This is a genomic window from Phyllobacterium sp. 628, from assembly GCF_014189505.1.
Taxonomy (GTDB): domain Bacteria; phylum Pseudomonadota; class Alphaproteobacteria; order Rhizobiales; family Rhizobiaceae; genus Phyllobacterium.
In genome coordinates, this window is sequence record NZ_CP050301.1 from 3,865,001 (window position 1) to 3,876,158 (window position 11,158).

General features: G+C 55.2%; 13 protein-coding genes (1 of these 13 only partly in view). 4 read left to right on the plus strand and 9 right to left on the minus strand.

Annotated elements, in window-relative coordinates:
• On the minus strand, positions 1-890 hold the 5' portion of the coding sequence (locus tag HB779_RS20540) for an aldehyde dehydrogenase family protein (protein WP_188344054.1). 544 nt of this gene lie to the left of the window's left edge; only the first 890 of its 1,434 coding nucleotides appear in the window; it begins with the start codon at positions 888-890; its stop codon lies beyond the left edge, outside the window.
• 226 nt (positions 891-1,116) lie between these two features.
• Positions 1,117-2,151 carry an L-idonate 5-dehydrogenase gene (locus tag HB779_RS20545; RefSeq protein ID WP_188344055.1) on the minus strand — a complete coding sequence of 345 codons (1,035 nt, stop codon included), beginning with the start codon at positions 2,149-2,151 and terminating at the stop codon, positions 1,117-1,119.
• A gap of 168 nt (positions 2,152-2,319) precedes the next feature.
• Here HB779_RS20545 and HB779_RS20550 point away from each other — a divergent pair, with 168 nt between their 5' ends.
• Together HB779_RS20550 and HB779_RS20555 are read left to right on the plus strand one after the other, a co-directional pair.
• The gene (locus HB779_RS20550) at positions 2,320-3,087 is read left to right on the plus strand and encodes an SDR family oxidoreductase (protein ID WP_188344056.1); all 768 of its coding nucleotides are present in this window, start codon (positions 2,320-2,322) and stop codon (positions 3,085-3,087) included.
• Positions 3,084-3,584, plus strand: coding sequence for a gluconokinase (locus HB779_RS20555; protein WP_188344057.1), 501 nt, complete (start codon positions 3,084-3,086; stop codon positions 3,582-3,584). Before HB779_RS20550 ends, HB779_RS20555 begins: the two co-directional genes overlap by 4 nt.
• Before the next feature lie 2 nt (positions 3,585-3,586).
• Here the strand turns inward: HB779_RS20555 and HB779_RS20560 are convergent, their stop codons facing one another.
• The 6 genes from HB779_RS20560 to HB779_RS20585 all read right to left on the minus strand — a co-directional run bounded on the left by HB779_RS20560 (position 3,587) and on the right by HB779_RS20585 (position 8,407).
• Positions 3,587-4,471 (minus strand): NAD(P)-dependent oxidoreductase, encoded by an 885-nt coding sequence (locus HB779_RS20560; RefSeq protein ID WP_188344058.1) that lies wholly within the window; start codon positions 4,469-4,471, stop codon positions 3,587-3,589.
• Positions 4,472-4,506: 35 nt separating this feature from the next.
• On the minus strand, positions 4,507-5,442 hold the full coding sequence (locus HB779_RS20565; protein WP_188344059.1) for a 2-hydroxyacid dehydrogenase: 936 nt from the start codon (positions 5,440-5,442) through the stop codon (positions 4,507-4,509).
• Between the two features lie 27 nt (positions 5,443-5,469).
• Positions 5,470-6,201 (minus strand): amino acid ABC transporter ATP-binding protein, encoded by a 732-nt coding sequence (locus HB779_RS20570; protein ID WP_188344060.1) that lies wholly within the window; start codon positions 6,199-6,201, stop codon positions 5,470-5,472.
• Complete coding sequence (locus HB779_RS20575) at positions 6,182-6,841, minus strand: amino acid ABC transporter permease (RefSeq protein WP_188344061.1); 660 nt, start codon at positions 6,839-6,841, stop codon at positions 6,182-6,184. Before HB779_RS20575 ends, HB779_RS20570 begins: the two co-directional genes overlap by 20 nt.
• The gene (locus HB779_RS20580; RefSeq protein ID WP_188344062.1) at positions 6,838-7,542 is read right to left on the minus strand and encodes an amino acid ABC transporter permease; all 705 of its coding nucleotides are present in this window, start codon (positions 7,540-7,542) and stop codon (positions 6,838-6,840) included. The genes HB779_RS20575 and HB779_RS20580 overlap by 4 nt, the downstream gene beginning before the upstream one ends.
• 61 nt (positions 7,543-7,603) lie before the next feature.
• Positions 7,604-8,407 carry a transporter substrate-binding domain-containing protein gene (locus HB779_RS20585; RefSeq protein WP_188344063.1) on the minus strand — a complete coding sequence of 268 codons (804 nt, stop codon included), beginning with the start codon at positions 8,405-8,407 and terminating at the stop codon, positions 7,604-7,606.
• 314 nt (positions 8,408-8,721) lie between these two features.
• Between HB779_RS20585 and HB779_RS20590 the strand changes: the two genes are divergently transcribed.
• On the plus strand, positions 8,722-9,048 hold the full coding sequence (locus tag HB779_RS20590; RefSeq protein ID WP_188344064.1) for a hypothetical protein: 327 nt from the start codon (positions 8,722-8,724) through the stop codon (positions 9,046-9,048).
• Between the two features lie 54 nt (positions 9,049-9,102).
• Positions 9,103-10,131, plus strand: coding sequence for a LacI family DNA-binding transcriptional regulator (locus tag HB779_RS20595; protein ID WP_188346031.1), 1,029 nt, complete (start codon positions 9,103-9,105; stop codon positions 10,129-10,131).
• Positions 10,132-10,213: 82 nt separating this feature from the next.
• Here the strand turns inward: HB779_RS20595 and HB779_RS20600 are convergent, their stop codons facing one another.
• On the minus strand, positions 10,214-10,705 hold the full coding sequence (locus HB779_RS20600; protein WP_244642442.1) for a DUF4180 domain-containing protein: 492 nt from the start codon (positions 10,703-10,705) through the stop codon (positions 10,214-10,216).
• Positions 10,706-11,158 lie beyond the last annotated feature (453 nt).

Genomic DNA, 11,158 nt, shown 5'->3' on the forward strand with positions numbered 1-11,158 from the left:
ACAAAGCGGTCATGAATGCCTTCGGTGACAATAATGCGCGACGACGCCGTGCAGCGCTGTCCGGTGGAGAAGAAGGCGCTATTAACAGCCGCTTCTACGGCGACATTCAAATCCGCATCGTCAAGAACAACGAAGGGGTTCTTGCCGCCCATTTCCAGCTGGAACTTGCGCATATGTTCAATGGAAGCCGCCGCAACGCGCTTGCCGGTACCAACGGAGCCGGTAAAGGTAATAGCGTTGACGTCGGCGCTATCGAGAATGGTCTGGCCGACCACGGAGCCCTTGCCCATGACGAGATTCAACACACCCTTGGGCAATCCGGCGCGATGCAGGATATCAACAATAGCCCAGGAACAGCCCGGCACCAGATCCGCGGGCTTGAAAACCACCGTGTTGCCATAGGCGAGCGCCGGAGCAATTTTCCAGGCCGGAATGGCGATCGGGAAATTCCATGGAGTGATGATGCCAACGACGCCAACGGCTTCGCGGGTAATCTCGACGCCGATATTCGGGCGGGCACTTGGCAGGATTTCGCCAGCCAGGCGCAGGACTTCTCCGGCGAAGAAATCAAAAATCTGGGCGGCGCGCAGCGTTTCGCCGATACCTTCAGCCAGCGTCTTGCCTTCTTCGCGCGACAACAACCTGCCGATCTCATCCTTGCGAGCGGTGATTTCATCGGCGGTTTTGCGCAGGATCGCATGGCGCTCCAGAATGCCGGAGCGAGACCATGCCGGGAAAGCCGCCTTGGCCGCAGCAATGGCATTCAATGTATCGTCCGCCGTCGCGCGGGCATATTCGCCCACAACATCATTGGTATTGGAGGGGTTGATATTGGCGATAGCGTCACCGCCGGTCCAAACACCGTCGATCAGATTCTGGTGCAATGTCATAATTCTCGTCCGTCCTTCTTGATGACGGCGGGCAGCCGTCACGTAAAAATCTCATCCCAAACACATCCATAGCGATACGCTCGAAAGCATCAACGCATTGGCGATGGGAAAATGGCGCAGGAGGCAAGAAGCAATGTAAATTGCTTCAGCAAAACTGCCTCTGACTGGACCTTAGCATAGCAAAAAGGCGTTTCAATGCACATTTGAAGCAATCATTCAAAGAACATCAATCGAAGGCAAGTTGCACCTTCATTGAGCGGCTGCGATCACCCGCCGTTTCGAATGCCGCGACTGCCTCATCCAGTTTGAAAATGCCTGTCAGCAATGGCTTCACATTCACCGCACCGCGATTGATCAGGTCCACCGCCAGTCCGAATTCCTCATGAAAACGGAAGGAGCCACGCATGTCGATTTCCTTCGATACGATCATGTTCTGCGGAATGGAGATATCACCGCCAAGCCCCAGCTGCATGAGAATGGCACGCGGCCGCAGCGTCTCAAGCCCTGCCCGCAAAGCCCGCTCATTGCCCGACGCTTCAAACATCACATCGAATGAGCCCTTGTTGGCAGAATAGGCGGCGAGTTCTTCGGGATGATCGGCAACATTGATTGTACGGTCGGCACCGATTTCCCGGGCCTTGACCAGCACGGCGTCCATAACGTCAGTCGCAACGATTTCCTGCGCGCCATGCGCCCGGGCGGCAATGATCGTCAGCGCCCCTATGGGACCGCAGCCCGTCACCAGAACGCGCTTGCCGAGCAGCGATCCGGCACGATTGACCGCGTGCAGTGTCACCGCAAAAGGTTCGGCAAAAGCCGCCTCATTGATCGATACGCTATCCCTAACCTTGTGGCACTGCCATGCTTCAGCGATCAGCCGCTGGCGGAACGCGCCTTGTATATGCGGCATGGGCATCGCGCTGCCGTAAAACCGCATGTTGAGACAGTGATTCTGCATGCCCTTCAGACAATAGTCGCAATGGTTGCAGGGACGGCTTGGGGACACGGCTACGCGGTCGCCGATAGCGAACCCGCTCACGCCGGCGCCAAGCGCCTTGATCGTACCGGCAATTTCATGCCCGAGAATCATCGGCTCGCACAGCCGGATCGCACCGAACCCGCCATGATTGTAATAATGCAGATCAGAACCGCAGATGCCGCCAGCCTCGATGGCCACATCCACTTGACTGGCACCAAGAACATCGGGCTCACGCTCTTCAATGCGCAAATCCTTTGCAGCATGGATGACGACAGCTTTCATGGATTCCTCCTTGCGCATTGCCTGACCAGCCGACATTGTCGGGATAAGGTTTGCACGCCACAACAGACTGGACCTTGCATATGTTATCGATAACATTTATGTCAAGCAGAGAACGCAACGGCGGCTTTCGCGCGCCGTATCTCTGCAAATTTCCGGAGGAATGAGAGAATGGCCTATCCGTTGTTCAGCCTTGAGGGCAAGCTTGCGCTCATAACAGGATCCAGCCAGGGAATTGGCTTTGCCTTGGCGAAAGGTCTGGCGGAACATGGCGCGGAAGTCGTCGTCAACGGCCGCGATGCGGGAAAAGTCGATGCGGCGGTTGCTGAGCTGAAAGTGGCTGGCCACAAAGCCCGTGCGGCCGTATTCGACGTCACGAATCTCGAGAGTGTCAAAGCCGGTATCGACGGGATCGAGGACGCCATTGGCGCGATCGACATTCTCTTCAACAATGCCGGCATGCAGTTCCGCGCGCCGCTGGAAGACTTTCCCGAAGACAAATGGCAGCTCTTGTTGCAGACCAATATTTCAAGCGTTTTCTATGCCGGGCAAAGCGCGGCAAAACACATGATCAAGCGCGGACGTGGCAAGATCATCAATATCGCTTCCGTGCAAAGCGAATTGGCCCGCCCTTCCATTGCGCCCTACACCGCAACTAAAGGCGCCGTGCGCAATCTGACCCGCGGCATGTGCACCGACTGGGCCAAATACGGCCTGCAGGTCAATGCCATTGCACCCGGTTATTTCAAAACGCCGCTCAATCAGGCCTTGATCGACAACCCTGAGTTTTCCAGCTGGCTGGAGAAACGCACCCCTGCCGGACGCTGGGGCAATGTGGAGGAACTGGTTGGCGTGGCGGTTTTCCTGGCCAGTGATGCATCGTCCTTTGTAAATGGTCAGACCATCCACATCGACGGCGGAATCACGGCTTCAGTATGATCAGACTTATTGTTATGGGCGTCAGCGGCTCGGGAAAATCCTCGGTTGGCGAAGGGATTGCCAAGGCGCTCGATCTTCCTTTCCTTGAGGGCGATGTGCTGCACCCGGCAAGCAATGTGGAAAAAATGTCTGCGGGCATTCCGCTGACCGATGACGACCGCTGGCCATGGCTGGACAAAATCGGTGCGGAACTGGCAAAAGCCGAAAAGGGCATTGTCGTCTCCTGTTCGGCCCTGAAAAAGACTTATCGCGACCGGCTGCGCCAGGAAGCGGGCGGGCCTCTTGCCTTCGTCTTTCTCGATGGCAGTCTGGAAGTCCTGCGCGCCCACATGGGCAAACGCACCGGACATTTCATGCCCCTGTCGATGCTGGACAGTCAGTTGGCGACGCTGGAACCACCGACCATTGAGCCGCTCGTCTTCACGCAGGACGTGGTGCACCCGATTGATATGATTGTTGCGGCCAGTGTCGAATGGTTGCACGAGCAGAAACTGTAGAACTAGCTGGAAAATCCATCCAGCAGCCGCATCATTTCCGCTGAGTCCTTTGAACCCAGACCGGCCGCACAGAGCAGCCGGTGTATCTCAATGACCTGACCAGTCATCGGCAAGGGTGTTTTGGTCTTCAGCGCAAAGGTTTGCAGGGAATCCAGATCCTTCAGCATATTATCGATACGCCCGGTTGGCGTGTAGTCACGCCGCGCGAACTTCGCCATGAATTCCTGCATGATCCGGTTGTCAGCCCGTCCACCTGCCAACGCCTGTGGAATAATGGCAGGATCGACACCGCCCGCTTCCGCCAGCTTCACCGCCTCGGCAACAGCCTGAAAAGCCACGGCGCAGAACAACTGGTTGATGAGCTTCGTCGTCTGCCCGGCCCCGCTTGGACCCATCAATGTATAATTGGCGCAAAGGTGCTGCATCACGCTTCTCGCCCGTTCAAAATCTTCGATCTCACCGCCAGCCATCACGGTCAGCCGTCCGGCAAGCGCGCCGGGAATTCCACCCGACAATGGACAATCCAGCCATTTCATCCCGGTTTGCAGCGCAAGCTTGGCTGCCATATCGGCTGTTTCTTTCGGATCAATCGATGACATATCGATCAGCAACCTGTCCGCACTTCCCGCAGCGGCCACACCATCCTTGCCAAAAACGACCGCGCGAACAATATCCGCGTGATTGAGGCTCAGGATGATAAAGCTGCTTTGGGCGGCCGCGTCTGCAACCGAAGATGCCGCAACAGCGCCTTTGGCGACGAGCGCAGCAACCTTTTCCTTATCAAGATCGAAGACACGAACCACATGATCTGTTTCCACAAGCCGGGTTGCGATTGCTGTGCCCATCAAACCAGCACCGATAACCGCAATGTTGTGTGTGTCAGGCATGCGGCTTTCCCTTCTTTATTTGGCGAGCCAAGCGGTTAGACGACAGCGGCCGGTAACGGTTTACCAGTGAATTGCGCATCAAGATTGGCCAGCACCAGATCAGCCATGGCTTGACGTGTTTCATGGGTGGCACTTGCCACATGCGGCGTGAGCACAACATTCTTCATGCCGAACAGCGCTTCCGGCGCACGCGGCTCGTCGGCGAAAACATCAAGTCCGGCACCCGCGATAGTGGCATTCTGCAGCGCCGCAATCAGCGCTGCTTCGTCAACGAGTGATCCGCGCGCAATATTAATGAGGCTGCCATTGGGCCCGAGTGCTTTCAGCACGTCCGCGTTGACCACGTGCTTTGTTTCGGCAGATGCCGCAGCAGCAACCACCAGCACATCGCAATTGGCAGCAAGGTCGTTGATATCTGGATAAAATGTATAGGGCACATCCAGCTTGCGACGGCCCGAATAGGATATGTGTCCATCAAAAGCTTCAAGGCGCTTGGCTATAGCCTGGCCGATGCGGCCAAGACCGAAAATACCATAGCGGCGGCCGGATACGCGATGACCAAGACCCAACTCGCCTTTCGTCCAGTTTCCGGCGCGAACATGGTGATCGGCCCGAACGAGTTGGCGCGCCAAGGCGATGATCAGACCAAGGGCGAGGTCGGCAACGTCAGCGGTCAGCACATCGGGCGTATTGGCCACGCGATAACCGCGCTTGCGTGCTTCGTTGAGGTCAATCTTGTCATAGCCGACGCCATTGATCGAAATGATTTCAAGTTTCGGCAGTTGCGCCGCGAGCTCCATCTGAATTCCGATATGACCACCGGTGACAGCACCACGGATTTTGTCCGCATGGGCTTTGAGAAAGCCGGCCTGGTCCTTCATCTCGAACCAACGGTGGACGGTGTAGCACTTCGCAAGTTCCGCTTCGAGCGACGGCATCAAGGGGCATAGCTGCAAAATATCGATCGGCATGATTATAGAGTTCCTGAAATAGTGGGTTCATTTAACATCGGATTTGACGAACTGGCGCAGTTCCGGGGTTTGCGGATCACCAAAGAGTTGTTTTGACGGCCCCTCCTCCCAGATTTTGCCCTGATGCATGAAAATGGTTTTGGTGGCGACACGCCGGGCAAAGCTCATTTCGTGCGTGACCAGAATCATCGTCATGCCATCCCGGGCAAGCTGTTCCATGACGTTAAGCACTTCTTCCGTCAGCTCCGGATCAAGCGCCGACGTGACCTCGTCAAACAACATCACCTTTGGCTGCATGGCAAGCGAACGGGCAATCGCCACACGCTGTTGCTGACCGCCGGAGAGTTCGTCGGGATAGGCATCGAATTTCTCCGAAAGCCCTACCAGTTGCAAAACCTTTTCGGCCGTCTCGCGCGTCTGCACCTTACCGATGTTCTTGACGATCTTTGGTGCCAGCATGATGTTTTCGCCAACGCTCAAATGCGGAAACAGATTGTAACTCTGGAAGACGATACCAACATCCCGGCGCAATTCACGCAACTGCTTTGGATCGGCGCTGACAGTATGCCCGGCAATCTCGATACGGCCGGAATTGATCTTTTCGAGCCCATTGATGCACCGCAACAGGGTACTCTTACCCGAGCCAGACCGGCCAATCAGCGCGATAACTTCGCCCGGTTCAACGGTCAGCGACACGCCTTTGAGAACTTCGACGGAGCCGAAGCTCTTATGGACATTTTCAATGATGACTTCTGGCATGGAGTCTCCTTTCCAGCCAACGCGACAGCTGGGACAGCGGATAACAGACGACGAAATACAGCATCGCGACGGCAATAAAGACGCGGAATGGCTGGAACGTCGCATTGTTGATGAGTTGGCCCGCACGGGCGAGTTCGACAAAACCGATGATCGAGGTGATCGACGTGTTCTTGACCACCTGGACGGCAAAGCCGACTGTCGAGGGCAACGAAATGCGCAAGGCCTGTGGCAGGATCACATAACGGTATTGCTGGGCACGGGTCATCGCCAGCGATTCGGATGCCTCCCACTGCGGCTTCGGCACGGACTGAATGCATCCACGCCAGATTTCAGCGAGATAACCCGAGGCATAAATAGTCATAGACGCCCCGGCTGCCACCAGAGGCGGCAATTGCAATCCAGCCAAACTCAGGCCGTAATAGGATAGAAACAGGATCATCAGCACGGGAATGCCCTGAATGATCTGGATATAGGTGGCCGCGGCAATCCGCAGCCATTTTTGCGTGGAGGTGCGAGCAAGGGCGATCAGAAAGCCGACAACGCCGCCGCCGCTGAGCGCAATGATTGTCAGAACCACTGTCCAGAGCAGCGCTGAAAGCAAAAACCCGAATTCGCTGAAACCAAAGGTACGCAGAATCATGCTGTCACCTCCGGCAACGCCGTTGCCGTTCGTCGCGCCACACGGCGGCCAAACAACCACAAACCTGCCAAAGCCAGCACGCCGCGCAATGTGAGCGCCAATGCGAGATAGATCAGCGTCACGACGATATAGATTTCGAAGGAACGATAGCTCTGCGATTCAATGAAGGCAGCCGAGGCGGCAAGCTCGTTGGTCGAGATCGCCGAGCACACCGATGAAGCCAGCATCATCAGGACAAATTGGCTGCACAATGCCGGATAAACCTTGGCGATGGCTGGCATGATGATGACATGGCGATAGATCTGCAGCTTGGTAAAACCCAAGGCTTCACCCGCCTCGATCTGCGATTTGTGAATGGATTCAATGCCTGCCCGGATAATTTCCGTCGAATAGGCGGCGAGATTGATGGTCATCCCGATCAGCGCTGCGGTCACGGCGCTGACGCGAAACCCCATTCCCGGCAGGCCGAAATAAACGATGAAGAGCTGCACCAGAAACGGTGTGTTGCGGATGATCTCGACATAGGCATCGACAAGAATGCGGCCAATGCCCGGTTTCATTGAACGGACAGACGCCAGCACAATGCCTGCTGCACAGCCCAGAATGATCGAGGCGACCGAAAGCTTGATGGTCATCCATATCCCGGCAAGAATCTCATTTTGATATTGGGCAATGACGCCAAATTGGAACGTATAGGACATGTCCGGCCTCCATGAGGGAAGGCACCGGGCAAATATGCCTGGTGGAGCGACAGAACCGTGATCAGAAGGAGGGCAGCTGCGCCATAGGCTGGCCAGTCCATTTGACCGAAATGGCATCCAGTTCACCGGAGGTCTTCATCAGGTAAATGGCGTTGTTCAACCATTGATGCATTTCAAAGTCTTGCAACTTGGTCGTCATGGAATTGCCCTGACGGAAGAAGGTAAAACCGATCTGCAAACCCGCATCGGGCAATTGCTTCAAAACCGCATCGGCAACCGTCGATGGCAGTGCGACAGCATCGACCTGCCCGGAAATCAACGCTTGGGCGGACGTCGAATCATCCTCATAGACCACAAGCTCAAGGCCCGGCACCGCGACCTTGCGTAATGCTGCTTCCTGTGATGAACCGCGATTGACCGCGACACGTTTGCCGCCAAGTTCGGCCAAGGCGCCAAATTTCTGATCCTTGCCGGAAACGATGACCATGTTGAAAGCGCTATAGGGCTGGGTGAACATGACTGTTTTGGCGCGCTCGCCCGTCGGAGCAAGCGTGGCTACAAGAAAATCCACCTTGCCCGTCTGCAATGCCGGAATGCGCGACGGCGGCGTCAATGGCACCAGCTCGGCTTTGACGCCCATATAACTGGCAATCAGATTGGCAACATCCACGTCATATCCTGATGGATTGCCCTTCTCATCCACCATTCCCATGGGTGGCGCGCCGGTCAGCACACCGATTCGCACAGTGCCGCGCGATGTGATGTCATTCAGCGTGACCGCGTTGGCGTCTGCTGCGGAAAACAAACCTGCAGCACCCAGCCCGATTGCCGCGATCATCACGCGAAGCGATTTTGAAAGTTTCATTATTCTCTCCTCCACTTTGGTCTCTTCACCAGCAGCGGCCATGCCTCCCGAGCACATCCACCATCATCTCAACTGTTGTCGATAACATTTACGCCTTACCCCTTGGGTAAAACGCGCTTAACGTTGATAACGCGCAGAAAACTCGCGTGGAAACGTCAATTTCACGAAATAGTTGCCCTAATCTGCGCGTCCCGAATGTTAGTGTTATCTGAACGCATAATTTTATCGCTTGTGTTTGGAATGAAGCATGTTATCGATAACATTGCAAATCGCACTTGTTGAAAGCTACTCGCGCACAGCGCCAGGGAGGTTCCATGTTCACCCGCTCAGCCATTTTCGAAGGCAAGATTCACGATGGCCGCGAAGACGAATTCTTCCGGCTTGTTGAAGAAAGATTGCTGCCTGTGTGGAAGCGCATGCCGAACGCGCAGGCCGTGCGCGTTATGCGGAAGATCGATTCGGATGCTGATTCGCCTGATATCGCGATGGTAAAGGAGATCGACTATCCAACGATGGAAGCGGTTGAAGAAGCTCTGGCTTCGCCGGTCCGCGTGGAAGGGCGCGCTATCACCGATGAAATGATGCATATGTTTGATGGCCGTTTTTACCACGTGGTTTACAACAGGATTACGCCGAAGTAACTGATTCGGAACAAACAGGACCGAACCGTGCCATCACCTTCGCCCAAAGCCACCATGCATGATGTCTCCCGCCTTGCAGGCGTGTCGACGATGACTGTGTCGCGGGTGCTTGCTGATCCGGATGTCGTTTCCGAAGCCACCCGAATCAAGGTTATGAAGGCGATTGAACAGCTAAGTTACGTGCCGGACCGCGTTGCCGGTAGCCTTTCTTCGCGTAGAACCAACTTCATCACGGCGATTCTGCCCACGCTGACGAATTCAAATTTTGCGGATACGGCGCAGGGACTGGCCGAAGCCATGCGTCCGGCCGATTATCAGCTGCTTATCGGCTACACCATGTACCGGCTTGAGGAAGAAGAGCGAATCATCCGCGCCATGCTTGCCCGACGCCCCGATGCAATCGTTGTTGCCGGAACAACTCATACCAAGGCGGCCACCGAAATGATGATGCGGGCAGGAATCCCCATCGTGGAAATCTGGGATACGCCCGAACACCCGATCGATCATGCCGTTGGTTTTTCCAATTATGAAGTCGGGCGGGCTGCAGCCCTGCATCTCTTGTCGCTTGGCCACCGGCGAATCGGTGCACTTGGTTCGCGTATCGACAGCGATGCCAAAGATCTTCGCGGCGAATCGCGGCTTGCCGGATTTTCCTCCGTGTTGCGCGAAGCTGGCCTAAGTGATGAATTGGTGATTCGCGAAGGCGAAGCACCCGTCTCCTATGATCATGGCGCCCTCACCTTGGGCATCTTGCTCAATAAAGCTCCCGATGTCGAAGCTGTCTTCGCGGTTTCGGACATTTCGGCTGTAGGCGCGTTGATGGAATGCCATCGCCGTGGAATCAAAGTCCCTTCCGATTTGTCATTGATGGGTTTTGGTGACTTCGACATTGCCCGGCAATGTGTCCCCGCCATTACGACCATTCACATCGACGCCGAATTACTCGGGCGGCGCACGGGCGAATTGCTGTTACAGGTTCTCGGTAACCGCACCGCTTCCGAATCTGTAACGACTTCAGCGGTTAATGTCGGTTTCGAACTGGTGTCACGGGAAACGACGGCGCCTGCTCGAGCAAAGCGATAGGTCTTGCGCCTGTGATTCGCTGGCTAACTTTTACAAACATTCAACGATCAAAGAGCAGCAAGCACGTCGGCACCCTGCTCTATTATCCCGCCTTGGCAAGTCTTTGTTCCAATTCAGTCAGATCGCGTACGAACCAGAGATTTTTCCCGCGATTGGTTTCATAGACAAAATCTCGCAGCGCGGCGCTTTGCTTTATCCATGCAGAAATATCTCCAACAATCGCCAGGCGGATTTGGTAGTTGACGAACTTCTGCATCACTTCACCGGCGATACGGGTTTTGAGCTGCAGAAAATCTGTACCCAATCGCGCAACGGGAATCGCAGCAAGCGTTGCTTCCTCGCCCCACACCGCACTCAGGAAATCATTGGCATCCCGTTCACTCGCAAGTTTGGGACCATCCTGGTCAAACACAAGAACGCGTACTCCGTGAATCACAGTTACAATGTCAGCCATGTTTTGAGATCCTGTTGAGTTTTGCAGCGCGCAAAAATGTAGCGCCTGCGTCTCCCTGCAGCAACGAACCCTATAAGGCTTGCATTTATTATTTTGATTGTCGTTGTTGATGTCTTCCAACGACAAAAACCCCGCGGTGGCGGGGTTTTGTGTTTTTTAGTTCAGGGTTTGGTTTGATGAGGTGTTTGAGAAGCTGGTTGTTTGTCTGGGAGTTTGTTTGGTTGCTGTTTCCGGCTTTGCGCGTTCGGGTGTTGGCACAGTCCGGTTGGCTGTTTTTGCTAGCTTTGCCGGACGAGCGCTCACCCTTCAGGTTCTGAGGCTGATGAGAGTTAGCATATTTGCTTTGGTATTTGAGAAGCTGGTTGTTGATTGTTGTGTTTGGTTGGTTTTTGGGACAGGATTTGTGTTTATGTCCCGCGGCGTCGGCTTTGCCTCCTTGCGGGCCCCTGATGCCGGTTCAGATCGACGGCCCTGCGGCCAATACACAAAAGCGCGGACGAGGTGAGACCGGCACGCAATCGATCCGGTGAATCGATTGCCGGTTGAACGGGCTGCTCTATTTCGAAGGAAGAT

Excerpts from the sequence above, each read along its gene's own strand:
- HB779_RS20585 (WP_188344063.1), bottom strand. The coding sequence starts at position 8,407 with ATGAAACTTTCAAAATCGCTTCGCGTGATGATCGCGGCAATCGGGCTG.
- HB779_RS20550 (WP_188344056.1), top strand. The coding sequence starts at position 2,320 with ATGGCCTATCCGTTGTTCAGCCTTGAGGGCAAGCTTGCGCTCATAACA.
- HB779_RS20595 (WP_188346031.1), top strand. The coding sequence starts at position 9,103 with ATGCATGATGTCTCCCGCCTTGCAGGCGTGTCGACGATGACTGTGTCG.
- HB779_RS20590 (WP_188344064.1), top strand. The coding sequence starts at position 8,722 with ATGTTCACCCGCTCAGCCATTTTCGAAGGCAAGATTCACGATGGCCGC.
- HB779_RS20560 (WP_188344058.1), bottom strand. The coding sequence starts at position 4,471 with ATGCCTGACACACACAACATTGCGGTTATCGGTGCTGGTTTGATGGGC.
- HB779_RS20555 (WP_188344057.1), top strand. The coding sequence starts at position 3,084 with ATGATCAGACTTATTGTTATGGGCGTCAGCGGCTCGGGAAAATCCTCG.
- HB779_RS20570 (WP_188344060.1), bottom strand. The coding sequence starts at position 6,201 with ATGCCAGAAGTCATCATTGAAAATGTCCATAAGAGCTTCGGCTCCGTC.
- HB779_RS20545 (WP_188344055.1), bottom strand. The coding sequence starts at position 2,151 with ATGAAAGCTGTCGTCATCCATGCTGCAAAGGATTTGCGCATTGAAGAG.
- HB779_RS20580 (WP_188344062.1), bottom strand. The coding sequence starts at position 7,542 with ATGTCCTATACGTTCCAATTTGGCGTCATTGCCCAATATCAAAATGAG.
- HB779_RS20565 (WP_188344059.1), bottom strand. The coding sequence starts at position 5,442 with ATGCCGATCGATATTTTGCAGCTATGCCCCTTGATGCCGTCGCTCGAA.
- HB779_RS20575 (WP_188344061.1), bottom strand. The coding sequence starts at position 6,841 with ATGATTCTGCGTACCTTTGGTTTCAGCGAATTCGGGTTTTTGCTTTCA.